Annotated in this window: 15 protein-coding genes; 3 read left to right on the plus strand and 12 right to left on the minus strand. The window is 75.5% G+C overall.

All coding sequences use genetic code 11. The annotated features are described in order from the left end of the window. The 5 genes from thpR to ACWD4P_RS23810 form a co-directional block, all read right to left on the minus strand. Window positions 1–621, minus strand: coding sequence for an RNA 2',3'-cyclic phosphodiesterase (gene thpR, locus ACWD4P_RS23790; RefSeq protein WP_449780967.1), 621 nt, complete (start codon window positions 619–621; stop codon window positions 1–3). Between the two features lie 386 nt (window positions 622–1,007). Continuing rightward, complete coding sequence (locus tag ACWD4P_RS23795) at window positions 1,008–1,712, minus strand: hypothetical protein (protein WP_449780968.1); 705 nt, start codon at window positions 1,710–1,712, stop codon at window positions 1,008–1,010. Then, the gene (locus ACWD4P_RS23800; protein WP_449780969.1) at window positions 1,709–2,329 is read right to left on the minus strand and encodes a SigE family RNA polymerase sigma factor; all 621 of its coding nucleotides are present in this window, start codon (window positions 2,327–2,329) and stop codon (window positions 1,709–1,711) included. The genes ACWD4P_RS23795 and ACWD4P_RS23800 overlap by 4 nt, the downstream gene beginning before the upstream one ends. A gap of 148 nt (window positions 2,330–2,477) precedes the next feature. Further along, window positions 2,478–3,119 carry a nucleotidyltransferase domain-containing protein gene (locus tag ACWD4P_RS23805; protein ID WP_359830183.1) on the minus strand — a complete coding sequence of 214 codons (642 nt, stop codon included), beginning with the start codon at window positions 3,117–3,119 and terminating at the stop codon, window positions 2,478–2,480. 70 nt (window positions 3,120–3,189) lie between these two features. Continuing rightward, window positions 3,190–3,723, minus strand: a complete 534-nt coding sequence (locus ACWD4P_RS23810) for a hypothetical protein (protein WP_449780970.1) — start codon at window positions 3,721–3,723, stop codon at window positions 3,190–3,192. 193 nt (window positions 3,724–3,916) lie between these two features. Between ACWD4P_RS23810 and ACWD4P_RS23815 the strand changes: the two genes are divergently transcribed. The 3 genes from ACWD4P_RS23815 (at window position 3,917) to ACWD4P_RS23825 (ending at window position 8,520) form a co-directional block, all read left to right on the plus strand. Beyond that, the gene (locus ACWD4P_RS23815) at window positions 3,917–4,447 is read left to right on the plus strand and encodes a hypothetical protein (protein WP_449780971.1); all 531 of its coding nucleotides are present in this window, start codon (window positions 3,917–3,919) and stop codon (window positions 4,445–4,447) included. A 174-nt stretch (window positions 4,448–4,621) separates the two neighbouring features. Continuing rightward, window positions 4,622–5,179 (plus strand): GNAT family N-acetyltransferase, encoded by a 558-nt coding sequence (locus ACWD4P_RS23820; protein ID WP_449780972.1) that lies wholly within the window; start codon window positions 4,622–4,624, stop codon window positions 5,177–5,179. An 86-nt stretch (window positions 5,180–5,265) separates the two neighbouring features. Next, window positions 5,266–8,520 carry an AMP-binding protein gene (locus ACWD4P_RS23825; protein WP_449780973.1) on the plus strand — a complete coding sequence of 1,085 codons (3,255 nt, stop codon included), beginning with the start codon at window positions 5,266–5,268 and terminating at the stop codon, window positions 8,518–8,520. Window positions 8,521–8,666: 146 nt separating this feature from the next. Here the strand turns inward: ACWD4P_RS23825 and ACWD4P_RS23830 are convergent, their stop codons facing one another. The 7 genes from ACWD4P_RS23830 to ACWD4P_RS23860 form a co-directional block, all read right to left on the minus strand. Continuing rightward, a complete protein-coding gene (locus ACWD4P_RS23830; protein WP_449780974.1) occupies window positions 8,667–11,792 on the minus strand; it encodes an amino acid adenylation domain-containing protein in 3,126 nt (1,041 codons plus the stop codon). Then, a complete protein-coding gene (locus tag ACWD4P_RS23835) occupies window positions 11,789–17,419 on the minus strand; it encodes an amino acid adenylation domain-containing protein (RefSeq protein ID WP_449780975.1) in 5,631 nt (1,876 codons plus the stop codon). Before ACWD4P_RS23835 ends, ACWD4P_RS23830 begins: the two co-directional genes overlap by 4 nt. Window positions 17,420–17,474: 55 nt before the next feature. Beyond that, window positions 17,475–20,537 carry a non-ribosomal peptide synthetase gene (locus ACWD4P_RS23840; protein WP_449780976.1) on the minus strand — a complete coding sequence of 1,021 codons (3,063 nt, stop codon included), beginning with the start codon at window positions 20,535–20,537 and terminating at the stop codon, window positions 17,475–17,477. Between the two features lie 375 nt (window positions 20,538–20,912). Then, window positions 20,913–22,829 (minus strand): glycoside hydrolase family 5 protein, encoded by a 1,917-nt coding sequence (locus ACWD4P_RS23845; protein WP_449780977.1) that lies wholly within the window; start codon window positions 22,827–22,829, stop codon window positions 20,913–20,915. A gap of 222 nt (window positions 22,830–23,051) precedes the next feature. Beyond that, window positions 23,052–23,714, minus strand: coding sequence for a methionine ABC transporter permease (locus tag ACWD4P_RS23850; RefSeq protein WP_359827518.1), 663 nt, complete (start codon window positions 23,712–23,714; stop codon window positions 23,052–23,054). After that, window positions 23,711–24,751 carry a methionine ABC transporter ATP-binding protein gene (locus ACWD4P_RS23855; protein WP_359827517.1) on the minus strand — a complete coding sequence of 347 codons (1,041 nt, stop codon included), beginning with the start codon at window positions 24,749–24,751 and terminating at the stop codon, window positions 23,711–23,713. The genes ACWD4P_RS23850 and ACWD4P_RS23855 overlap by 4 nt, the downstream gene beginning before the upstream one ends. A gap of 3 nt (window positions 24,752–24,754) precedes the next feature. Next, window positions 24,755–25,639 carry a MetQ/NlpA family ABC transporter substrate-binding protein gene (locus ACWD4P_RS23860; protein WP_449780978.1) on the minus strand — a complete coding sequence of 295 codons (885 nt, stop codon included), beginning with the start codon at window positions 25,637–25,639 and terminating at the stop codon, window positions 24,755–24,757. Between the last annotated feature and the right edge of the window lie 197 nt (window positions 25,640–25,836).

Below are 25,836 nucleotides of genomic sequence, written 5' to 3' on the forward strand. Positions count from 1 at the left end.
TCAGGGCTCGGTGGGGGTGCCGTCGTGGCGGGCCGGGTCGGTGGGGGTGGCGAAGGGCCAGGCTTCGATGTCGCGGTAGTGGATCGGGCCGGGGCCGCGGCCGATGTTGCTGCCGACGAGGTGGAGGCGGGCGGTGTGCCAGGGGCGGCCCGTGAAGCCGGTGAGGCCGGCCGCGGCCAGTGGGACGCTGACGGAGTCGTCGCGGCGGGACCGGGCGAGGGTCAGGTGGGGGCGCAGCGGCCGTTCCCTGAACTCGATTCCGCAGGACCTGACCAGGTCCCGGACGTCGGTGGCGAGCTGGTGCAGGTGGTCCACGTCGCCGTCGATCCCGGTCCACAGCAGTCGCTGGTCGAAGTGGCCGCCGCCACGCAGGGCGAGTTCCAGGGCGGGGCGCGCGGTGGCCCGGTCGGCGAGTGCGGCTCGCAGCCGGGGCACCACCGTGGAGGGTTGTTCGCCGAGGAAGGCCAGGGTGATGTGCCAGTCCTCGATCCGGTTCCACCGCAGCCGCGGGTACCTGGCGCAGGCGGGCCGCAGCGCCCGGGCCAGTTCGTCCTTGGCGCCGTCGGGCGGGGCCAGGGCGACGAAGACGCGCAGGGTCGGGGTTTCGGTGTGATCGTCCACGGGGGGAGGCTAGCCGAGGGCGGTTCGCCGGTGCCCACCGGTGGTGGCGCCCGTGTGCGGCTTCGGCGCCGGTGTCCTCGCCGCGCGGGGGCGGGGCCGGTCGCCCCGGGCGCGAACGCGCGCGGAGCGGTGGCCTTCACGGACGTCGCCGCCGCGAAAACCACCGTGAAGACCACCGTGAAGGCTGCCGTGGAGGCCGCCGCTCAGGTCAGACGCCGTGGCCGTCGCCGCCCTTGTTCAGGAACACCCGCACCGAGCCGTCCCCGTTGATCACGGGGCGCCCCTCCCCGGAGCGCCCGCAGGACGGCGGTTCGGACGGCCCGGGCGGCGGCGAGGTGGTCGCCCCGGTTCACCGGTCGGCCCGGGCCGGGGCCCGCGCACCTGTTTCAGGGCGCGACGGTCCTGCTCGCCAGCACCCTCCCCTGGGCGTCGTACGCGGCGAACCGGATGCCCTCCAGCGGGTGCGCCGTCCGGTCCTCGGGGGTCTTCCGGCCGGGGCCCCAGACGTGGCCGGTGGCGTACCCCGGGTCGCCGGGCAGCGAGGCGACGGTGGCCCAGGAGGCCTGGCCGTCCAGCTCGATGCTCATCCGGGCCACCTGCCCGGGCCCCTTGTAGACGAGGATGTACAGACCCTCCTGGGGCTGCGGGGGGTTCCCGTAGTACTGCATGGTGATCTCGGTCGCCTCCCCCGCCCAGGAGTACCCGGCGCACCCCGGACCGCTCGGGTACGCGGGAGCGTCGTGGACGCAGATCTCCCGGTCCTTCAGCTGCATCCACCAGTCCTGGCGGTCCAGGGGCAGCTGCCCGCCGGGCTCGACTACCACGGCCTCGGGAGCCGGGCCCTCCGGAACCCGGGGGGCCTCCGCGGCCGGTCCGACCGCGTGGCCGCCGCCCCGCGCGGACAGGACCGCGCCCGTACCGGCCACCACCGCGAGGGCGGCCACCACCGCCGAGGCTCCCATCGCCACCCGGCGCCCCCGCCGCTGGCGGCGCACGTGCTCCCGCACCGGTCCGGCGGTCCAGTCCCCCACCGCGACCCGGGCCGCCTCGTCCCGCAGCGCGTCGCGCACCATGTCCTCGGTGTCCGTCACCGGTTGCCTCCGTCCGTGCCGTCGATCGTCGATCCGGTGTCCTTCGCGTACGCGGCCAGCGCCGGGTGGCTGCGCAGCTTCGCCAGGCCCCGGCTGGCCTGGCTCTTCACGTTGCCCGGCGAGCAGCCGAGCACTTCGGCGACCTGGCGCTCGCCCATGTCCTCCCAGTAGCGCAGGACGACCACGGCCCGCTGCCGCTGCGGCAGCTCGGCCAGCGCCTGGATCAGCACCGAGCGCTGCTCGACGTCGTGGTGCCCACCGCCCGCGGTGGACTCCCGGTCGGGCAGGACGGGGACCAGCAGCTGCCGGACCCGGCGCCGCCGGTGCCGGCTCAGGTTGTTGTTCACCAGCGCCCGGTGGACGTAGGCGTCCGGCTCGTCCAGCCGGCTGATCCGGGCCCAGTTCCGGAAGACCTTCGCGAACGTCGCCTGCACGACGTCCTCGGCCTCGTGGTGGTCACCCGTGAGCAGGTAGGCCGTCCGCACCAGTCGCCGCCACCGCGTGGCGGCGAACGCCTCGAAGTCCGGCTCCCTCGGGCCGGGGCCGCCCCCGGAGGCCGGTGCCGTGACGGACCGTGGCTCCTCCCCCACCGGGATGTGCAATGCGCTCGCGGTCATCCGATTCCTTTTCGCATCCGTACGACGACCCGTCCGGATCATCGCTCTGCCCTACTCACCGCCGCGCCGCCGCATGGGTTGCACGACGGCGGCCGGCATTCGTGCGGGCACGAGAGGCTTCGGGCTCCAGGCGGGTGTGGTCGAGCGTCTACAGGCCGGCGAGCCAGGGATGACCCGGGTGCACCCGGGCGAGCAGTTCGGCCAGGGTCGCGCGCTGGGGCGGGGTCAGGTGCGGGACGGTCGCGTCGAAGTCCGCCTGGTCCTTCCGGCGGACGTGCTTCGCCTTGAACAGCAGGACCAGTTCGGGCGCCAGGTACGGGATGCCGTCCCGGGTACGGCGGATGACGTCGCCGTAGGGGAGCCGGATCGTCGCGTCGCGTCGGCAGACCCAGGTGTCGCCGTCGTGCGGTTCGCGGAACACGTCGAGCAGGTAGCCGCCGGTGGCCGGGTCGCGCAGCCAGGTCTGGTGCACGGCGGCCAGCACCTCCGGTGCGGCGTTCTCCCAGATCCGGCCGCTGCCCGCCGCGTCGAAGACGTATCCGGGGAAGCGGTCCCGGATCTCGGGGAAGCCCGCGGCCGGAACCCCGATCTCGATGTCCCCGTGTGCGCGGGTCTGCCGGCCCCGGAACAGGTCCAGCGCCCAGCCCGCGGCCACGTACCAGGGCGTGCCGACCCCGGCCAGCCGCCGCGCGACCTCGCCGGGGGTCCAGCTGGACGACCACCTGGTGTGGAGGGATTCGATCTCGTCGGGTGACAGCTCGATGCCGCCGCCGGGAAGTCGCTCGTTCACCACGGGAATCTACCAGCGGGCCCGACGGCCCCCGCCGGGTCGGCCGGGGGCCGGTGGTCCGGGAGCCCTGTCACTCCGGGCCGGCGGTGTCCTCGGCTCCATCGGGCGCATCGGCCTCGACGGGCTCCATGGCGGTGGCGTCGCTCAAGTCCTCCACTCTCAGCGGGCGTTGCCCGTCGAAAACGACCGCGAGACCGTAGGGGTCGCAGATCGGCAGGCGTCCCTCGGCGAAGTGCAGGTGCCACTCGTCGACGTGGAAGTCGAGCCGCGGGTGGTCCAGGGGGAAGTCCGTGACGGGCAGGCCGAGGTAGGGCTCCGACCGCGCCGCGGTGAGGCCGAAGAACGCCGGGTCGGCCGCCAGTGCCTCGCGCACGAAGCGGAGCCCGGTCTCGAGGTAGTGGTCGATCCTGCCGAGGACCTCGCCGACCAGCGCGAGGTCGGCCTGGTCGACGTCATCGGTGCCGTCGAGCAGGATGGCGGCCTCGACGGGAGCCCCGTACAGCGCGCTCCACGGCGCCTGCTCCACGCTCCAGACGCGCAGCCCTTCGGGCCCCCTGCCGAGGACCAGCCGTCCGATCCCGGTGCGGAAGACGTTCGAGGACACGGTGACCCCATCTCACGAGACTCGTTACATGATCGTCGGCACGCCGAGCCGGCCCGCGGCGACGGAATCGGACCACGCTACCCCGGGGCCCGGCCCGCGGATCCCGGCCCACCGCGCCGTGCGGCGGCCGGGATCCGCGCCCGGCACGCCCGGCGGGCCGGTCGGCGCGGACGCGAGCAGGACGGAGACGGGTATGGGACGCGACAAGGCCGGCAAGCCGCGCCGGTCGGGGGAAGCGGCCGGGTACGCCCTGCGGCGGCTGCGGCCGCCCGGCTACGACCGGTGGATCACCGTGGCCCCGGGCGCCTACGGCAGGGCCGTGCGGGACACCCGGCTCAGCCCGCAGGCCGTGGCCACGGCCCGGCGTCTGCACCGGCTGGCGCCGTTGTACGGGTCGACGGTCCCCGAGCAGGCCCTGTGGCTGGACCTCGCCGTCGACCGGGGCGTCCTCCGGGTGCGCCGCCCCGACGGCGGCATCGGCCGGCTGTCGGTCACGGACCTCGCCGCGCTGCCGGGCGGCCGGCCCGGGGACGCGGACCTGCGCGGCGCCGTCCACGAACTCCACGCCGCCGGGGCCGTCCTGGTCGAGCCCGGCGATGAGGAGGAGCTCGTGCTGCGGGTGGTCGTCCGCAAACCGGCCGGGCCGGGCGGGTCGTGGCTGTTCGACGGCGACCCGGCCGGCGACCCGGACAGCGCCCCGGCCGGCGACCCGGCCGACGCCTGAGCGCCGAAGGCACCCGCTCGCCCGCCGGGGGGCTCTCCCGGTGGCCACCGGCCCGCGGAGCGGCCGGACGCGACGGGCCGCGCGGTGCGCAGGCCGGTGAGCCGCAGCGGACGGCGGCCTCACCGCCCGAAAACCCGTTGGCCCCGGTCGGGCGGCCGGTGGTAAATATGTGACATGTTACAAGGCGTTCACATCACCCTCCGGGCCCGTCACACCGCCGACCTCCCGGTGCTCCTGGCCGAGCTGTACGACGACGTACCGACCCGCGCGCGGGCCGACTCCCGGCCCTGGCGGCCGATCCCGCCGGGATCGGCACACTCCCCGTACGCGGTCGCCGAGCCGGCCGACGAGGCCGCGTGCTTCTCCGTGGTCGAGACGGCCACCGGGGAGCTGGCCGGCGAGGCGCTGCTGTGGGGCGTCGACTCCCACAACCGGAGCGCCCACGTCGGGCTCGCCCTGCGGCCGCGCCACCGGGGGCGCGGGTTCGCGCCCGACGTCCTGGGGGTGCTCTGCCACTACGCCTTCCCGGTGCTCGGCCTGCGCCGCCTCCAGCTGGAGACCCTGGCGGACAACGCCCCGATGCTCCGGGCCGCCGCCACGGCCGGCTTCACCGTCGAGGGGCGGCTGCGCCGAGCCGCCTGGGCGTACGGGGAGTTCGTGGACCAGGTCGTGCTCGGGCTGCTCGCCGAGGAGTGGCCGGCGGGCGGTCGCGACGGGGGCGCGGCCGGCTGACGGCAGGCGGGCCGGGGTCGGCGGGCCCGCCGGCCCGGCCCGTGACACCCGGCGCCGTGGCACTCCGGGCGTGCGCGGTACGGGTTGTGACGATCCGTGGACGGATCTGGCGCCCTCCTTCACCGTTCCGATACGGTCTGGACCAATCAGCGGCCGATCTTCCTGCGGCGTCGTTCCGCCTCGCTCCGCCGCGCTCCGAAAGCCTCCCGGGAGTCGTCATCAGCGCCCAGCCCGCCTCCGCCCCGCTCACGCTCCCCGCGCTCCTGGACCACCGGGCGGCGCTCCACCCCGACCGCACCGCCCTGCTGGTGCCCGGCGGCGGGAGCCTCACCTACGGCCGGTGGCGCGAGCGGGCGGTGCGGGCCGCGCACGGGCTGGCCCGGGCGGGCGTGCGGCCCGGGGACACGGTGGCGCTGCTGTTCACCAACCGGGAGTGGGACGGGTACGCCGTGGCGTTCCTGGCGGCCCACTACGCGGGCGCGGCCGGGCTGGTGATCCGCGAGGACCTGGGCCCGGCCGACGTCGAACGGCTCGTCGAGGCCACGGGGGCGGCCTGGGCGATCGGCGGGAGCGGCCCGCGCACCGCCCTGCCCTCGTTCGTCCTCGACGAGCTCGCCCCCGAGGCGCCCGAGGCTCCGACGACCCCCGAGGCCCCCACGACCCCCGGGGCCCCGGACGGGGCGGAGCCGCCGCACCGGGTCGGCCCCGGGGACCTCGCCCAGATCATCGGGACCTCCGGCACGACCGGCACCCCGAAGGGCGTCCGGGCCGCGCACGCGAGCCTGACCGCCGGCCTGGCCCTCGACCCGCGCCCCCGCCCGTACGCCCACTCGCGGCACGCGGTGCACGCCTTCCCGATCGGCACCAACGCCGCCCAGGCGGTCCTGGTGAACGCGCTGACCGCGCAGCCCACGACGATCTGTCTGCCGCGCTTCGACGCGGAGGAGTTCGGGCGGGTGGTCGAGGAGTCCGGGGCGGGCACCGTCTTCCTGGTGCCGTCGATGGCGGTGGAACTGCTGAACTCCGGGATCGCCGAACGCCGGGACCTCGGCAGCGTCCTGCTGGTCGGCTCGACCGCCGCCGCGCTCCCGCCGGCCGTCGCCGCCGGGCTGTCCGCCGCCCTGCCGAAGGCGACGGTCGTCAACACCTACACCTCGGCGGAGGCCGCCCCGGCCCAGATATCCGCGGTCGTGGACCCGGCCCGCCCGGGCTCGCTGGGCCGCCCGACCGACCCGGGCGACCTGCGGATCCTGGACGAGTCCGGGGATCCGGTGCCGCCGGGCGCGACCGGTGAGATCTGGCTGCGCCAGCCCGGCCCGCCGCGCGGGTACGCCGGAGCGGCCTCCGACTCCGTCTTCCGCGACGGCTGGGTGCGCATGGGCGACCTCGGCAGGCTGGACGGGGACGGCTTCCTCCACCTGGTCGACCGGGAGAGCGACATCGTCAAGTCCGGTGCGCTGAAGGTCTCGACGCTGCGGATCGAGGCGGTGCTGCACGAGCACCCGCAGGTCGCCGACGCGGCCGCGCTCGGCCTGCCGCACCCGGTGATGGGCCAGGTGCCGGTGGCCGCGGTGGTGCCGCTGCCGGGCGGGATCGACCTGGACGGCCTGCGGCTGTTCCTGAGCGGGCGGCTCGCCCGTCCCGAACTCCCGGTCCGCGTCCTGGTGGTGGACTCCCTGCCGCGCAACCCCAGCGGCAAGGTGGTCAAGCACCGGCTGCGGTCCGCGTTCGAGGAGGACGCCCCGGCGGCCGGACGGGCACCGGAGACGGAGCGCGAGCTCGCCCTGGCGGGCCTGTGGCGCACCGTGCTGGGACGGCCGGTCCGGGCGGTGGAGGACGAGTTCTTCGCCCTCGGCGGGGACTCCTTCCGCGCCGTCCAGCTGGCCGCCGCGATCTCCGCCGAGTTCGGCGTGGCGGCCCGCACCGCGCTCGTCTTCGAGCGTCCCTCGCTCCGGGCCCAGGCGGCCTGGCTGGAGCGGGCCGGGGCCTCCACGGCCGGGCCGACGGAAGGGGCGGGCGCCGAGGTCTCGGCCTTCCTCCGCTCGCTGCGCGCGCAGCCGCACGACCTGCCGCTCACCTCCCAGCAGGAGAACTTCCTGCGCTGGATGGCCGAGGTCCCGGGCCGCAACGTCGGCTCGGTGGCGGTGATGTTCCGGGTGACGGAGGGCCTGCGGACGGACGTGCTGGCCGACGCCCTGCACGAGGCGCTCCGCCGCCACCCCGCGCTGCGCACCCGGTTCGTCCCGGTGCCCGACGCCGGACCGGGGACGCCCGGCGCCGAACCGGGCGTGCTGCGGGCCGTCCTGGACGACGAGCCGCACGCGGACGTGGTGCTGATGGACGCGCCCGGCGAGAGCGACGACGAGGTGTCGGCCCGGCTGGTCTCCGTGCGCGACCGGCTGACGGACCTCGCCGTGGGACCGATGACCAGGCTGGCCGTGGTGAGCCGGGGCCCGGCGGACCACGTCGTCCTGCTGGCGGTCCACCACCTGGTCTGCGACGGCTGGTCGCTGGGCCTGCTCCTGCGCGACCTGGGGGTGCTGTACTCGGCGCTGGGCAACGGCCGCCGGGCGCCGGCGGCCCGGCCCGGCCCGGAGTACCGCGAGCTGGTGGAGTGGTCGAACGCCCACTGGCCGGACTCCCGGAACCACTTCGCGACGGCGCTCGCGCACGCGCCCGAGGCGATCGACCCCTTCCCCGGGCGCCGGCACACCGAGGTGGTGCTGAGCGCCGCCCACGCGTTCACGGTCCCGCCGCGGGAGGCGGGCGCGCTGCGGGCCCGGGCGGCGGAGCTGGGCGCCACGCCGTTCCTCGCGGTGGCGGCGGTCTGGAGCGGCCTGCTGGCCGCCCGCAGCGGGCAGCCGGACTTCGTCCTCATGACGCCGGTGCCCGGCCGGACCCGCCCGGAGGCGGAGCGGGCGGTCGGCTGCTTCGTCCAGTCGCTGCTGGTGCGGGTGGACGTGTCGGGCGCGCCGGGGTTCGCCGAACTGCTCGACCGCGTCCGGGCCGCCGCCACCGCCGCGCTCGACCACCAGCTGTACCCGTTCGCGGAGTTCAGCCCGCAGGCCCCGTTCGCGGCCTGGCTGCGGTACGAGAGCTGGAGCGCGCCGGCCCAGCTGCCGGGGGTGGCCTGCGCCGCCTGGGAGCTGCCGCGCAACGCCACCGTGCCGTACCCGCTGCCCGGCGGCGACCGGCACGTCCCGGAGCTCGCGGTCACCGAGCTGCCGGACGGCGGGCTGCGGTGCTGGCTGCGGTACAACGAGCACGCCTTCGAGCCGGGCACGGTGACGGCGTTGGCCGAGGACCTCGCCGCCGCGCTGGCGGAGGCGGCCGGGGTGTGACGCGGGTGTGCCGAGGGGGTGCGGCCGTCACCGACCGCACCCCCTGACCGCCACCCGACCGCACCCCCTGACCGCCGCCCGGCCGGACCACTGCCGGGGCCCGGCTCCGCGACACGCGGACGCCGGGCCCCGGACCGTTCGGCCGCTCAGCCGGTGAGGCGCCCCGCCGCTTCCTCCTCGGTGAGCGCGTCGATCTCGGCGATCAGCAGCGCCTCGATCCGTGCCGCGAGGGCCGCCGGTGTGCTGCTCTCGAAGACGTCGCGGATGGGGACGTCCAGGCCGATCCCGGCGCGGATCCGCGCGGCGACCCGGGTGACCAGCAGGGAGTCCCCGCCCAGCGCCAGGAAGTCGTCGAACACCCCGACCTTCGGCACCCCGAGGACCTCCTGCCACAGCTCGGTGACCAGCTGCTCGGCATCGGTGCGCGGCGCGACGTACTCCGCCCCGGTGGCCGTCCCGGGGTCGGGCAGGGCCGCGAGGTCGGGCTTGCCGTTCGGGGTCAGCGGCAGCCGGGCCAGGGTGAGCACGGTGTCCGGGACCATGTACGAGGGCAGCCGCAGCGCGAGGTGCTCGCGCAGCTCGGCCGGCCCGGGCTCGGCGCCCGGGGCCGGGACGGCGTAGGCCACCAGCCGCCGGCCGTCGCGGACCAGGACGGCGGCCTGCGCCACGGCCGGGTGCGCGGTCAGCGCCGACTCGATCTCCGCGGGCTCGATGCGGTAGCCGCGCAGCTTCACCTGGGCGTCGCCGCGCCCCAGGAACTCCAGCCGGCCGTCCGCCCGCCACCGGGCCCGGTCCCCGGTGCGGTACATCACGCCGCCGGCGAAGGGGTCGGGCAGGAAGGCGGCGGCGGTCAGGTCGGGCCGGCCCAGGTAGCCGCGGGCCAGGCCGCTGCCGCCGATGTACAGCTCGCCCTCGGACCCCCGGGGCAGCGGGCCGCCGCGCTCGTCCAGCACGTGGAGCCTGACCCCGGGCAGCGGGCGGCCCAGCGAGGGCCGGCGTTCGGCGTCCTCGGCCGTCAGCTCGGCCGCCGTGGCGATCACGGTGGCCTCGGTGGGGCCGTAGGTGTTGACCAGCCGGACGGTGTCCGCGTGCCGCCGGCGCCAGCGGGCGACGGTGTCGGCCCGGGCCTCGGAGCCGCCGACGATCACCAGCCGCAGCGCGTCCGGCCAGCGGGTCTGTTCGCCGAGGCCGACGAGCTCCTCCCAGTAGGCCGTCGGCAGGTCGAGCACGGTGACGGTCCGTCCGGAGGGGCCGTCCAGCAGGTCGGGCAGGGTCCGGCCGCCGCCGGGCAGCAGCACGACGCACGCCCCGGTCGCCAGCGCCGGCCAGAGCTCCTCCACGTGGGTGTCGAAGCCGAGGGAGGCGAACTGGACGATCCGGTCGGCGGGGCCCAGCGCGTAGCCGTCGGGGCCCGCCATCCAGTCGACCCGGGCGGACACCGCCGCGTGGTCGACGGCGACGGCCTTCGGCGTCCCGGTGGAGCCGGAGGTGTAGAGGACGTAGGCCAGGCCCTCCCGGTCCACCGGGGCGGGCTCGGCGGCCACCGTCCCCGGCAGGTCCGTGCCGGTGAGGGTGAGGACGGCGTCGGCCTCGCGGACCATCAGGGCCCGCCGCTCCTCGGGGAGGGCCGGGTCGAGCGGGAGGTAGGCGGCGCCGGCCTTCCAGACCGCCGCCAGTGCGACGACCAGGTCGAAGGAGGGCGCCATCGACACCGCGACCACCCGGCCGGCCACCGGTCCGAGCCGGTGCGCCAGTTCGGTGGAGCGCCGGTCGAGTTCGGCGTAGGAGAGGGTCCGGCCGTCGCACTCCAGGGCCGGCGCGTCCGGCCGCGCGGCGGCCTGCTCCGCGAACCGCTCCAGCACCGTGCGCACGGTGGCGGGCGCGGCCGGGCCCGTCCCCAGGGCGAGCAGTGCCTCCCGTTCCCGCGCTCCCACGAACCAGTCGCCGTACAGGGGCAGTTCCGGGTCCTCGACGATCCGCGCGTACAGCTCGCGGAGGCGGCCGCCGAGCCCCTCGACGGTCTCCCGGTCGAAGAGCTCGCGGTCGTAGCTGAAGGACAGCGTGAGGCCGCCGTCGGCGGTGCGCCAGCTGTCGAGCAGCAGGTCGGTCTTGGCCTGTTCGAAGCCGGAGTCCATGCTCGTCGTGCGCACGCCCGCGGGCAGCGCGGGCCCGCCGGAGCCGTCCGCGAGTTCGTTCTGGCTCTGGTGGACGAAGACGGCCTGGTAGAGCGGCCCGGCTCCGGTGTCCGCGGGCAGGCCGAGGTGGGCGGCGAGCCGCTCGGCGGGGGCGTCGGGGCGGCTCAGCGCGGCGAGCGCGGCGGACCTGGTGCGCTTCAGCACCTCGCGGAAGCCCGGCTCCCCGGTGAGGTCGGACCGGATCACAGCGGTGCGGTTGAAGTAGCCGAGCAGCGCCTCGTGCGCCTTCTCGGTGCGGCCCGCGAGCGGGGTGCCGACCACGAAGTCCGGGCAGCCGGTCCAGCGGGCGAGCACGCACTGGTAGCCGGCGAGCAGCACCATGAACGGGGTGCAGCGCTCCTGCCGGGCCAGCCGGTCGAGGGCGGCGGTCGGCCCGGGGCCGAGGTCGACGCTGACGAATCCGGCGGGTCTGGTGGGGTTCGCCGGCCTCGGCCGGTCGAGGGGCAGGCGCAGCACGCCGGTGCCGGCGAGCCGCTCGGCCCAGAACCGGAACGCCTCCTCGCCCGCCTCCCCGCCCGTCCTGGCCTGTTCGGCGCGGGCGAAGTCCCCGTACTGGAGCGGGAGTTCCGGCAGCTCGGCGGGGGCCTCGCCGATCGCCTCGCGGTACAGGGCGAGCAGCTCGCGCCACATCGTGCGGAAGGACCAGCCGTCGGCCACGATGTGGTGGACGACGACGCTGACCGCGTGCTCCCGCTCCCCCGCGCTGATCAGGGTCGCGCGCAGCGGCGGCGCGGCGGCGAGGTCGAAGGGCGCGTTGACGTACGGGCGGCAGGCCTCGGTGAAGTCCGCCTCGGTGGCGCCCTCGGGCAGCCGGAGCGTGACCAGGTCGATCCCGGCGGGGGGCTGGACGCGTTGGACGGGCTCCGCCGCGTCGGGGCCGTCGACGACGAAGCGGGTGCGGAGGATCTCGTGCCGGGCGGCCAGGGCACCGAGGGCGGTGCGCAGGGCCTCCGGGTCGATCGGGCCGGTCCAGCGCCGGTTGAGGTACATGTTGAAACCGGCGTCGTCCGGGTGGAGCTGCTGGAGGAACCAGAGCCGGCGCTGTTCGGTGGTCAGGGGGTGGGTGGCGGTGGTCACCGGACGGTCACCTCGGTCTCGGAGCGGTGCGGAAGGTCGGAGCGGTACGGGCGGGCGGCCTCAGTGGCCCCGGCGGCCTCAGTGGCCCCGGCGGCCTCGGCGGCCTCGGCGGCCTCGGCGGCGGCTTCGGCGACGGCGGTGGCTTCGGTCACGGCGGTGACGGCCGCCCGGTCCTGGAGGGTCTTGAGGCCGACCAGGTCGTCGGGTTCGGCGTCGGGCACGTCCCGGTCGAAGTGGCGCAGCACCGGGACGGCCAGGCAGACCAGCGCGAGCGCGGCCATGGCGAGGCCGAACAGCAGGTAGAGCAGTCCGATGCCGCGCCCGTCGCCGGTGCCGATGAGCCGGCCCAGGGTGGAGGCGAGGGCGCCGTCACGGTCCATCAGCGGCTGGAGGAGCCCGGGCCCGAACGGGGCGACCACGGCGAACCCGACCGGCAGGGTGGACCAGGCGACCATGGTGTTGACCGCGATCACCCGGCCGTGGAAGCGCAGCGGCACCTTGGTCTGCACGATGGTCGCGTAGGCGCCGTTGAGCAGGGAGAGCGCGAAGGTCATGCCGAAGGCCCCGAGGGCGACCGTCCACGTCGACGGGCGCAGCCCGGTGAGCAGGCAGGCCGCGGCGACCGCGAGGGTCGACAGCAGGACCCCGCGCAGCTTCTGCCGTCGCGGTCCGCCCCAGACGACCAGGGTGATCCCGCCGAGCACGGCGCCGAGGCCGGCCGCGGTGGAGACCCAGCCGGCCGCGGAGAGCGGGGCGAAGGAGAGCACCAGCGGGGTGGTGAGCAGGAACAGCGGGGAGAGGAAGACGTTCAGGACGGCGAAGTACAGCAGCATCGCCCGGAAGTGGCTGCTGCCGAGGGCCCGTCGGAAGCCTTCGCGGATCTCGGCGGAGATGCTCTCCCGCCGGGTGGCGCCCATCACGTCCGGGAACCGTACGGCCAGGGTGACGCCGATGGCGACGGCGTAGCCGGCCACGTCGAGGGCGAGGATGCCGCCGAGCCCGATCGCGGCGAGCAGGCCGACGGCGAACAGCGGGACGAGGAACTGGGCGAGGCCGAAGGCCATCTGGACCACGCCGTTGGCGCGGCCGAGGTAGCGCTTGGGGACGAGCTGCGGGACGGACGCGTTCCAGGCGAGCCGTTGGAAGGAGAGGGCGGCGGACAGTACGGCGACGAGCGCGTAGGCGTGCCAGACCTCCAGGCCGCCGGTGGCGTACAGCACGAGCAGCAGGGCCTGGGTGGCGCCGGCGGCGAGGTCGCCGAGGAGCATGGTGCGGCGCCGGTCCCCCCGGTCGACGATGGCGCCGGCGATCGGGGCGGCGAGGATGCCGGGCACCAGGCCGCAGGCGGCCAGCAGTCCGAACTGGGCGAGCGAGCCGGTGCGCAGGTAGATCCAGACCGGGAGGGCGAACTCGGTGAGCGCCGATCCGATCATCGACACCTGCTGCCCGGAGGCGACGGTGAGGAACCGGCGCATGGTGGGTCGGACGGGTGCCCGCGCGTCGTCCGCGGCCGGCCGTTCGGCGTCGCGGGAGAGCCCGGCCAGCCACCAGGTCGCGCCGTCCGTCCGGCGGTGGCGGTCCTCCCGCCCCGCGGCGATCGACCGGTGGACGCCGGTGACGATGTCCGCGAGTTCGGCGGCCCGGTACTTGAGGTAGAAGTGGCCGGCCTCGTCGAGGACCACCACGGCGGTGGTGTCGGCGATCCGGTGCCACTCGCGGAAGCGCTCCTGGTAGAACTCGGTGGCCGGGTCGCGGTCGCCGCAGACGGCGATCACGGGCGCCTTGATCCGTCCGCCCTCGGTCCCGAACATCCGGGTGAAGTACCGTTCGACGTCCTTGGTGCCGGTGCGGCGGTTGCGGACGATCAGCCGCAGCTGCTCCGGGTCCAGGTCGTCGGTGTCCATCCCGGCGGCGGCCAGCCCGTTGATCATGTCCTGGTCGCTGCGCATCCGGTCGAGGAGCTGGGCCCACCGCTCGCCGACGGCCGCGCCGCGCCCCTTGGGCCGGGCGAAGGGGAAGATGCCGCCGAGGTGGACGGCGTCGATCTCCCGGCCGGCGGCCTCGACCCGGCGGGCGATCTCGACGGCCAGGCGCACGCCGACCCCGCAGTGCCCGTACAGGACGATCCGGCCCTCGACGTTCTCGACGATCTCGCGGGCGCAGCGGTCGGCGACCTCGTCGACGTCCATCGGCTCCTCGCCGAGTTCGTGTCCGGGGACGGCGATGGAGTGCAGCGCCCAGTCCTCGGGCAGGGCGTCGGCGAGCGGCTTGTAGATCAGCGCGCTGCCGCCGCCGTAGGGCGCGCAGACCACGCTGGCGGTGGTGCGGCGGCGTTCGGGGGTGAGCCGGTGCAGCAGTCCGCGCGGCCCCCGGTCGGCGCCCGGGTCGGTGACGAGGGCGGCGAGCGCGCGGACGGTCGGGAAGCGGAAGAGGTCCATCACGCCGACCGGAGTCGGCAGGTCGGGGAAGGCGCGGCGCAGCCGGGCGACGACCTGGGTGGCGAGCAGCGAGTGCCCGCCGATCTCGAAGAAGTCGTCCAGGGCGCCGACCTGGGCGGTGTCGAGCACCTCGGCCCAGATCTCGGCGATCAGGGTCTCGGTCCCGCCCTCGGGTTCGACGTGTCCGGCGGCCGGGGCGGCGTCCTCGGGTTCGGGCAGCGCCTTGCGGTCGATCTTCCCGTGGGCGAGCAGCGGCAGGCGTTCCAGGACGACGAAGCGGGCGGGGACCATGTAGTCCGGCAGGACGGCGCCGAGCGCGGTCCGCAGGTCGGCCGCGGCGGGGGCGGTGGCGGGGTCGGGGTGTTCGAGGTAGGCGACGAGGTTCTGCCGGATCCCCTCGCCGCGGACGGTCACGTGGGCCTGGGTGATGCCGGGCAGGGCGGTGAGCGCGGCCTCGATCTCGCCGGGTTCGACCCGGTAGCCGCGGACCTTGATCTGGTCGTCGGCGCGGCCCAGGTACTCCAGCACGCCGTCCGCGCGCCGGCGGGCGAGGTCGCCGGTGCGGTACATCCGGCCGCCGGCGAACGGGTCCTCGACGAAGCGTTCGGCCGTCAGGTCGGGGCGGCCCAGGTAGCCGCGGGCCAGCCGTTCCCCGCCGAGGTAGAGCTCGCCGGTCACGCCGGGCGGCACCGGGCGGCGGGCCGCGTCCAGCACGTAGCAGCGCGCACCGGCGAGCGGGGTGCCGATCGGGGTGCTGCCGGGTCCGTGCTCCCCGGGGAGGACCTCGTGGACGGTGACGCCGACCGTCGCCTCGGTCGGGCCGTAGTGGTTGAACACGGCGCAGTCGCCCCGGCCGGCCAGGTCGGCGGCCCAGGCCCAGGAGGAGGCCTCGCCCCCGAGCACCAGGGCCCGGCGCGGCAGGAGGCGCTCGACGGGGGCGTCGGCGGACAGCGCGGCCAGGTGGGAGGGCGTCATCTTGAGGTAGTCGAGGGCGGAGGCCTCGATGTGGTCGGCGAGTTCGGCGCCGGCGATGCGGCGCGGCAGCAGGTGCACGCTGCCGCCGGTGGTGAGCGCCAGGTACAGCATGGTGATGCTGAAGTCGAAGGACAGGGACTGCAGCAGTCCGTAGCGGGCGCCGGGTTCGATCCGCAGCCGGTCCCGCACGCCGGTGAGGTAGTTGAGGATCTCGCGGTGCTGGACGGCGACGCCCTTGGGCTGCCCGGTCGAGCCGGAGGTGTAGATGACGTAGGCGAGGTCGTCCGGTCCGGAGGTCTCGGCGAGCGGTCCGTCCTGTGCTTCGTCCCGCGGGCCGTCCGGCCGGTCCACGAGCAGTTCGGTGCCCGCGTACGAGGGGAAGCGGTCCCGCAGCCGCGCGTCCGTCACCAGCACGCGCGCGTCGGCGTCGGCCACCAGGTGGGAGAGGCGCGCGGGTGGCTGCTCCGGGTCGAGCGGCAGGTAGCAGCCGCCCGCCTTCAGCACCGCGACCAGGGCGACGGCCAGTTCCGGGGACTGCTCCAGGCAGACCGCGACCCGGTCGTCCCGGCCGACGCCCAGGGCCTTCAGCCGCCGGGCCAACGCGGTCGCCCGCGCGTCGAGTTCGCGGTGGGTGACGGTGGCGTCCTCGAAGACCAGCGCGGGGCGGTCGCCCGCCTGCCGGGCCGCCGCCGAGAGCAGTGCGGTCAGCGTTCCCGGTCCGTCCGCGGGGAGTTCGGGGCCGGCCGCCCACCGTTCGACCAGGTCGCGGTGTTCGGCGGCGGTGGACACCGGCAGGGTGTCGACGGGGCGGTCCGGGTCGGCCGTCGCCGCCGTCATCAGCACCTCGAAGCGCTCGACGAGCCGTCGCACCGTGTCGGCGTCGAAGAGGTCGGTGCGGTAGGTGATCAGGCCGAAGAGCCCGCCGTCCTTCTTCTCCCGCAGGTAGAGGGCGAGGTCGGAGTGGCTGGTGGTGGCCGCGTGCCCGAATCCCTCGGCGGGGGCGGCGGGTGCGGCGGCGGCCGCGCGGTCGCCGTAGTTCTGGTAGGCGAAGGTCACCTGGAACACGGCGGAGCGGCTGACGTCCCGTTCGATGTCCAGGTCGGCGACCATCTGCTCGAAGGGCACCTCCTGGTGGGTGTAGGCGTTGAGCGTGGTCTCCCGCACCCGGCCGACGAGCCCGCCGAAGGTGAGCCCGTCCGTCGGCCGGGCTCGGATCGGCAGCATGTTGACGAAGGCGCCGACCACGCCCTCCAGTTCCCGGTGCAGACGGCCGGCCACCGCGGAGCCGACCGCGAAGTCCTGTCGGCCGGTGTGCCGGCCGAGCAGCACCTGGAGCCCGGCCATCAGCACCATGTACGTCGAGGCCCCGTGGGCGCGGGCGCACTCGGCGACGGCGCCGGCGAGCTCCGGGCTCCAGTGCAGTTCCACGGCCGCGCCGCCGTAGGTCATCAGCGGTGGGCGGGGGCGGTCGGCGGGCAGTTCCAGGGCGGGGACGTCGGCGAGTTCGGTGCGCCAGTAGTCGCGGGAGGCGGCCAGGGCGCCGCTGTCCAGCCGGTCCCGCTGCCAGCGCGCGTAGTCCCCGAACTGTACGGGTAGGGCCGGGAGTTCGTTCTCGGCGCCGTGGGCGAACCGCTCGTAGAGCAGGTCCAGTTCCCGGTTGAGGATGTCGATCGACCAGCCGTCGCCGACGATGTGGTGCATGACCAGGGCGAGGACGTGGTCCTCGTCGGCGAGCCGGACGAGCAGGGCGCGCAGCAGCGGTCCGGCCGCGAGGTCGAAGGGCGTGGCGGTCAGTGCCCCGATCTCGTCCGCGGCTCTTCGGCCGGGGTCGGGGTCGGGCGAGGCGTCCACGAAGGCGGCGGCGAAGGGGCCCGGGGCGGCGACCAGGACCTCGGCCCGGCCGTCCTCGCTGACCGGGAAGGTCATCCGCAGGCCCTCGTGCCGCGCCACCAGGGCGGTCAGGGCGGCGTCCAGCGCCGCGCGGTCCAGCGGCCCGCGCAGCCGCCGGGCCGGGGCGAGGGTGTACGCCGTCCCGCCGGGTGTGAACTGGTCCATGAACCAGAGCCGTTCCTGTCCGCTGGACAGGGGTGGCGCGCTGCCCTCGGGGCGGGGTTCGACCGCCCGCACCGGGGCCGTGGCGCCGCGCAGGCGCTGGGCGAGGAGGGATCTCTTGGTGGCGGACCAGCCGGCGGGCAGGTCCTGGGTGTCGGTCATCGGCAGTCCGTTCGGGCGTGGAGCGGGGAGGGCGCGCTGGGGCGGTCGGCGGCGGTCAACGCGACTCTCGGACGACGGCGGCCAGGGCGGCCGGGGTGGAGGCGTCGAAGAACAGGTCGAAGGCGAGCTCGACCCCGTGGGCGGCGCGGATCCGGGCGGTGATCTGCATGATCGTCAGCGAGTGCCCGCCGAGGTCGAAGAGGTCGTCGTCGGGGCCGAGGCCGGAGGTGCCCAGCACCTCCTCCCAGATCGCCAGGATGCTCGCGGTGAGCTCGTCGGCCTGCTCGCCGCCGGCCGGTTCGGCGGCGGTGCTCGACGGGAGGGGCGGCGGGGCGGGCAGCGCGCGCCGGTCGAGCTTGCCGCTCGGGGTGAGCGGCAGCCGGTCGAGGGCCACGAACTGCCGGGGCACCATGACGGCGGGCAGGGTGCGCAGCAGGTGGTCGCGCAGGTCCGCGTCGGTCAGCGGCGCGCTGCCGGGGGTGGGCACCCGGTAGCCGACCAGCGCGGGCGCCCCGTCGGCCTGTTCGCGCACGGCGACGGCCGCGGCGGTGACGGCGGGGTGGTCGAGCAGCGCGGCCTCGATCTCGCCGAGTTCGATCCGGTGGCCTCGGATCTTCACCTGGTCGTCGATCCGGCCGTGGAACTCCAGTTCGCCGTCCTGCGTCCAGGCCGCGAGGTCGCCGGTGCGGTACATCCGGCCGCCGGTGAACGGGTCATCGAGGAAACGTTCCTGCGTGAGTTCGGGCCGCCCCCGGTAGCCCTCCGCCAGGCCGTCGCCGCCCAGGTGGAGCTCCCCGGGGACGCCGACCGGCTGCGGCCGGCCGTCGGCGTCCAGCACGTACGCCCGGGTGTTGGCGACCGGACGGCCGATCACCACGGCGTCCGCACCGGCGGGGACGTCGGCCCAGGTGGCGTAGATCGTCGCCTCGGTCGGGCCGTACCCGTTGACCAGCCGGCCGAGGGAGCCGCGCAGTTCCCGGGCCAGCGGCAGCGGCAGCGCCTCCCCGCCGACGATCCCGGTCAGCCCGGCCGGCAGCGGCCCGGCGCCGAGCAGCACCCGCCAGCCCGAGGGGGTCGCCTGCAGGTGGGTGACGCCCTCGCGCCGGATCAGACCGACCGTGCCCGGCGCGTCCAGGGCGGCGCCGTCCGGCGCGAGGACCAGCCGGCCGCCGGTGGTCAGCGGCAGCAGGATCTCCAGCCCGGAGATGTCGAAGGAGAGCGAGGTCAGGCCGAGCCAGACGTCCTGCGGCCCGGAGCCGAGCAGCCGGGCGCACGCGGTCAGGAGGTTCACCAGGGCCCGGTGCCCGATCTCCACGCCCTTGGGGCGCCCGGTCGAGCCGGAGGTGTACAGCACGTAGGCGAGGGTGCCGGGCGCGGCCGCCGCCTCCCCGGCGGGGCCCGGTTCGGCCCGGCCCTCACCGAGCCGGAGTACGGCCGGTGCCGCCGCCACCACGTCGGGCGCGGGCTTCCGGTCGGCGACCAGCAGGGCCGCGCCCGAGTCGGCGAGCAGGAAGGCGAGCCGCTCGGCGGGGTGGCCGGGGTCGAGCGGCAGGTAGCCGGCCCCGGCGGCGTGCACCGCGAGCAGGACGGCGGGCAGGTCGGCGGAGCGCTCCAGGTGCAGGGCGACGACGTCGCCGGGGCGGACCCCGGCCCCGCGCAGGACGGCGGCCAGTTCGTCGGTCCGCTCCACGAGCGCGCGGTAGGTCAGCCGCTCGGCGCCCGCGCTGACGGCGACGGCGTCCGGCGCCTCGGCGGCCCGCTCCCGCACCAGGTCCAGGGCGGTGCGATGGTGCGGGTAGGCGGAGGCGGTGGCGTTCCACTCCTCGGTCACCAGGTGCCGCTCGGCCTCGCCGAGGAGCTCCAGGGTGCCCAGCGGGGCCTCGGGCTCGGCCGTCGCGGCCGCCAGCAGGGCCGCGTAGTGCCCGGCGACGCGCTCCGCGGCCTCCGGCGCCAGGACCGCCGGGGCGTACTGGAGCGAGAAGGCGATCCCCTCGGCGGTGTCGACGGCCTGGAGGTGCAGCGTGTTGCGGGCGGCGCCGTTGAACACCGCGCGGTCCACCCGGGCGGTGCTGCCCGGGAACACCGGGTCGGCGGAGCGGCCGCGCCGGTAGCCGAACGACACGGGGGCCAGCCCGGCGCGCGGCGTCAGACCGCCGACCGCCTCGCCGAAGGGCACCGCGCGGAACGGGTACCCGCCCCGGGCCTCGGCGCGCACGGCCCGGGCGTACGCGGCGAAGGGCGTCCCGGCGTCCGCGCCGGCCGGGGCGTGCACCGGCAGCTCGTTGACGAACAGCCCGATCTCCCCGGCCTGTTCGGGCGTCCGGACGGACAGCGGCACGGAGACCGTGGGCGCCTCGGAGCCGTAGCGCAGCAGCAGTCCGTGCAGGGCGGCGAGCAGGAACTCGAAGACGGTGACGCCGCAGCGCTCCGCCGCGGCGGCCAGCGCCGCCCGCCCCGGCGCGTCGGTCCGCCACCCGACCGAGGCACCGGACGCCGGGGCCGTGACGGCCCGCGGCAGCCCGGGCAGGACGGGATCGGTCGCCGCGGCCCAGCGCGGGCCGTACCGGTCCGCCGCGCGGCGCACCAGCCCGGGGTCGGGCGGGGCCACGGGCGCGGGCGGGATCCGCCCGGGCGCCGGGGCGGCCCCGTCCAGGGCGTGCGCGTAGGCCGCGGCGAGCTCGGCCACCAGGACGTCCTTCGACTCCCCGTCGAACACCGCGTGGTGCACGACGACCAGCAGGGCCGCCGTGTCGCCGGGGCCCCGGTAGAGGGTGAACCGCGCCAACGGCCCGTGCCGCAGGTCGAACGGGCGGGCGGTGTCCTCGGCCAGCCGCTTCTCCCGGCTCCGCGCGCAGTCCCCGGCGGCGTCGACCACGTCGAGGACGGGAGGGGTGCCGGCCTCCGGCACCAGGGTGCCGTCGCGTTCCACGAACACCTGGGACAGCGCGGGGTGACGCTCCGTCACCACGGCGACGGCCCGCGCGAGGGCCTCGGTGTCGACCCGGTCGAAGGAGACCAGGACGGGCATGTGGAACACCCCGTGCGCCTGGCCGAGGCACTCGGTGATCCAGACGCCCCGCTGGGAGGGCGAGGCCTGCGGGGGGAGGGTGTGCGGCATGGGCGGCTCGATTCGGCAGTCGGTGAATGGTGCGTTCCCCGTGCCCGGGCGCCGGCGTGGCCGGCACCGCGGATTCTCTGGCGGCGCGGCCGACGGGCCGCTGCGGCCTCGACCCTCCCGGCCCGCAGTTCCCCCCTGCGGACGACCGGATCGGCGCCGGCCCCCTCCCCCGAGGAGAGACCGATCTTGGTCCAGACCTGCCGAGAGGTTGGCAGAGAAGCCCAGTGCCGTCAAGGGTCGTCCCGACCTCCGGAAAACACGTCATGCACGCGTCCAACCTGCGGGAACGTGGCCTCACCGACGAACTTCTGATCGTTCGTCATCGTCACACCGGCCGCCCGGGTGGCACCCCCGCCGGACCCGGGGTCCCCGGGGTCAGCCGAGCGGGCGGCAGAGCAGGGCGGCCGGGGCGCCGTACTGCAGGCGCTGCCAGGTGGAGGCGACGCCCGCCAGGTACTCGCCGTCCGCGCACTGGCCCTTGTAGCGGCCCGGAGCCCAGTCGCTCGCCACCGAGCCGCCGGCGGCGGGCCGGTTGTCGCCCCGGTCGAACCAGAGGGTGCGGCCGGTGCGCGGCAGCGGGGCGGCAGCGGGGGCGCACAGCAGGGCGGCCATGCCGTTGTCGCGCACGCCGTAGCCGACCGCGAAGGCGCCGTCGGGGCACTGGAGCTTGTCGTAGCCGGACGCCCAGTCGCCCCCGGTGACGTAGCGCTCGTCGGTGACGGTGGTCCAGTCGCCGCCGCCGACGGCCGGCTCGCCCGCGTCCGTGCACAGGGCCCGGCTGTCGCCGCGGGCGAGGGCGGTCAGGCGCTGGCCGTCCGGGCAGTCGCCCTTGCGGTTCCCGGGGCTCCAGTCCGCGCGGGCGAGCATCCGCCGGGAGAGGTTCTGATCGGCGTGGTCGAGGGCCAGCACGTTCCAGTGGTCCACCGCGGGCACCGGGCCGCTCGCGGCCGGTGCGCCGACCAGCCGGTTCCAGTCGGCGGCCCGCCAGTCCCCGGGGTCGGTCAGGCCGGTCCGGGTGCCGTCCGGGCCGTAGGAGAGCAGCGCCCAGCCGTCCAGCGGCCGGCCCGCGGCGTCGGCCCAGCCGACCAGCGGCCAGACGGCGAAGTCGGTGTCGTCGCGGACCAGGATGTCGGTGAAGGAGTGCAGCCAGGCCTGCTCCTTCGCGTCGGTCGAGCCGCGCCCGTTCGCGCCGAACTCGCTGATCCACACCGGGGCGGTGAAGTGCTGGCCGGCCCCGGTGACGAACAGCGCCTCGTCGTCCACCGCCCGGGCGAGCTGCTCGGGGGTGAGGTCCTGGTAGCGCGGGTCACTGGTGGAGCCCGGGCCGCTGCCCGCGCCGGTGTTGGCCGGGCCGGTGTAGCCGTAGAAGTGCGCGGAGTAGACGAGCTTGCCGGAGTCGATCAGGGTGTGGGACAGGGTGCGGACCGGGGTGAGCATCGGGCGGCCGTGGCTGAACCCCACGGCGGGGACGCCGTACCAGTTGATGCCCTCCATGACGACCAGCAGGTCCGGGTCGGCCTGGAGGATGCGGTTGCCGGCCTCCTCGAACGCGGCGTACTCGTCGTGGGCGTCGCCCAGGCCCCAGTTGGGGTCGTCCCAGACGTCCCGGCGGACCTCGTTGCGCAGGTCGACGCCGACCACCCGCTTGTCGGCCTTGTAGCGGTTCACCATGAACAGCCAGTCGTCCTCCCACTGCGCCGTCGACTGACCGCTGTTCCAGCGCTCGTTGCCGTCGAGGCCGCAGCAGAAGCGGTAGCTCGTGGTGTGGTTGTTGAGGACCACCGCGAAGCCGTCGGCGGTGAGCGCGGCCACCACGGCGTCGAAGACCTGGAGCGGGGTCCGGCCGCGCAGCTGGGGGTTGGCGGCGACGGCGGAGTCCGGGACGGGCGTGGTGTCGTGGATCATCGCGTTGGCGAACGGCAGCCGGACGCTGTTGATGCCCAGGCCTCGGAAGTCGGCCAGCAGCCGGGCCACCGGCACCCGGTCCAGGCCCAGCGGGATGTTGTGGGACACCTGGCCGGCCTGGTTGTTCGCCGGGTCGTCGGTGCTGCCGCTGCCCTGCCAGGTGCCCTGCGCCCCGGCCCAGTTGGCGGACTTCAGCTTGAAGCGCTCCCCCCTGGCGTCCACGACGTAGCGGCCGCGGGTGCTCAGCGGGCCGGTCCAGGACGCGGCCGCGGGGGCCCGGGTCCCGTCCTCGGGCGCCGCGACCCCGGGCCCCGCCGCCAGGCCGGCGAGCACCGGCAGGGCCGCGGCCAGGGCGAGCAGTCGCGCCGCAAGACTCTTCATCGTCATCCCCGCTGTGGTGAGGTGGCTCGGGCCCGGCGTCCGGCGCACCCGGCGCCTTCGGCGAAAACCGACGATATGACGGAACCCCGGGCCCGGGAAGGGCTCGGGGGCGTCTTGCCGGTCGTTCCCGGGTGGAGGTCAGCGGGCCCGCCGCAGCGCCCGGCGCACCCGGGCCCGGTGCCGGCCCCCGCGAGCGCGGGGCCGGTCAGGCCCCGGCCTCCTGACGGGTCACCGGCGCAGGACCTTGCGGGCGAGCAGGTTGCCGGCCAGCTGGGCCAGCTGCACCAGGGCGACGAGGATCGCGACGGTGACGACCATCACCGAGGTGTCGAAGCGCTGGTAGCCGTAGGTCATCGCCAGGTTGCCGACCCCGCCGCCGCCGACCATCCCGGCGACGGCGGAGAAGTCGATCAGGGCCACCAGGACGAAGGTCAGCCCGAGGACCAGCGGACCGAGCGCCTCGGGGACGAGGACGGTGAGCAGCACCCGCAGCGGACCGGCCCCCATGGCCCGGGCGGCCTCGATGACGCCCGGGTCGACGGAGACCAGGTTGGACTCCACGATCCGGGCCACGCCGAAGGTCGCCACCACGACCATCGGGAAGACCGCGGCGTCCGTGCCGATCATCGTGCCGGTCACCGCCCGGGTGAGCGGCGCGAGCGCGATGATCGCGATGATGAACGGCACCGGGCGCACCAGGTTGATCAGCAGGTTGAGCACCGCGAACACGGGCCGGTTCTGCAGCAGGTTCCCCTTGCGGGTGGCGTAGAGCAGCAGGCCCAGGGCGAGCCCCAGCACGGAGGAGAGCAGCAGGGTGACCAGCACCATGTAGACGGTCTCGCCGGTGGCGTCGACGAGCTTGGGCCGGAACAGCTCCCAGTCGACCTTCATGCCGCCACCGCCTTGCGGGCGTCCGCCGCGGACGTGAGGCCGACGACCTGCGGGTCCGCCAGGAACGCGGCCACCTCGGCCTCCGTGCCGTGCAGTTCGAGCGTCACGCTGCCCAGGGGCCGCCGGCCGACCTCGCTGATCCCGCCGGAGACGAGGGAGAAGTCCAGGCCGTGCCGGCGCAGCAGGCCGGACAGCTCCCGCCCGAGGTCGCCGTCGTGCCGGAACGGGACGGTCACCAGCGCCCCCGGATGCCGCTCGCGCAGCCGTTCCAGCGCCTCGCCGGCGGGCCGTTCGGGCAGGACCGAGCGGACGAAGGCGGCGGTGGTGGGGTGCCGGGGGTTCGCGAAGACCTCGTAGACGTCGCCGGTCTCCACCACCCGGCCGCCGTCCATCACGGCGACGCGGTCGCAGATCCGGCGGATGACGTCCATCTCGTGGGTGATCAGCACGATGGTGATGCCCAGTTCCTCGTTGACCCGCTTCAGCAGGGCCAGCACCTCGCCGGTGGTCTCCGGGTCGAGTGCCGAGGTGGCCTCGTCGCTGAGCAGGACCTTCGGCGAGGCGGCCAACGCCCGGGCGATGCCGACGCGTTGGCGCTGTCCACCGGAGAGCTGCTCGGGGTGGCGGCGGGCGAGGCCGGCCAGGCCGACGAAGCGCAGCGCCTGCTCGGCGCGCTCCCGCACCTCGGCCCGCGGCAGTCCGGCGAGCTTCAGCGGGTAGGCCGTGTTGCCGTACACCGTCCGGGAGTCGAACAGGTTGAACTGCTGGAACACCATGCCGATCCCGCGCCGGTGCTCGCGCAGTCGGCGTTCGCTCAGGCCGGACAGCTCCTGGCCGTCCACCAGGACGCTGCCCGAGGTGGGACGCTCCAGCTGGTTGATCAGCCGCAGCAGGGTACTCTTGCCCGCGCCGCTGTGGCCGATGACGCCGAACACGCTCCCGCGCGGGATCGTGAGGGAGACGTCGTCGACGGCGGTGAAGGGGGCGGACTTCCCGCTTCCGGGGAAGGTCTTGGAGAGGTTGCGGAGCTCGATCACGGATCAGCCCGCCTTCGCGGCCTTCGCCAGGCCGGCGAGCTCGGCCTGCAGCGCTTCCGGGTCGAGGTCGCTCAGCACCTTGGCGCCCTTGGACTCCTCGGCGGCGGCCTTCTGCACCTCGGGCGAGTGGTAGAGCTCGACGATCCTGCGGTAGGTCGGGTTGTCCTTGTCCTTCGCCCGGGCCGCGATGACGTTGATGTACGGGCGGGTGGACGGGTTGTTCGGGTCGTCGTGGAAGATCGAGCCGGTCGGGTCGATCCCGGCCTGGCCGGCCACCCCGTTGTTGATGACCGCGCCGTCGGTGTCCTCCAGGGCACGCGGGGTCTGCTGCGCGTCGATCGGGGTGATCCTCAGGTGCTTGGGGTTGTCGGTGATCTCCTCGGGCGTGCTCTGGAGGCCCGATCCGTCCTTGAGCCTGATCAGTTGGGCCTGCTCCAGGACGCGCAGCGCCCGGCCCTGGTTGGTCGGGTCGTTGGGGATCGCGATCTGCCCCTTGTCGGGGAGTTCGCCGACGGACTTGTACTTCTTGGAGAACAGGCCGAGCGGGGCGACGGCGGTGGCGCCGATGGGCACGATGTCGGTGTGGTTGGCGGCGTTGAACTGGCTGAGGAACGCCAGGTGCTGGAAGGCGTTGAGGTCGATGTCCCCGGCCGCCAGGGCCTTGTTGGGCAGCGAGTAGTCGTCGAAGGTGACCAGCTCGACATCGAGGCCTTCGGCCTTGGCCTTGCGGGCCAGGACGTCCCAGTCGGAGCTGCTGCCGGAGATTCCGATCCGGATCCGGCCGCCCGCTCCGTGGGAGTCCTTGTCCTCGCAGGCGGTGAGGGTGGCGATCGCGAGGAGACCGGCGATGGCGGTGGCCGCGTACCGGCGCTTGTTGGTGCTCAGCATGCTGGCAACCGTAGGTCAGATTCCTCGATGACCTTGGTTTTGAAGGCCACTGTTCATGAAGGTGCAATACCTCGCAACAGAAGGCCTCACACCCACCGGGTGGAGCCGACAGGCCGGCGGCGAAGGGGCGGCGGGGGGCCCGGGGGCCCGGGGGGCCCCCCCCCCCGGGGGGCGGGAGGGGCACCCCCCCGGGGCCG

The organism is Kitasatospora sp. NPDC002543, assembly GCF_053594915.1.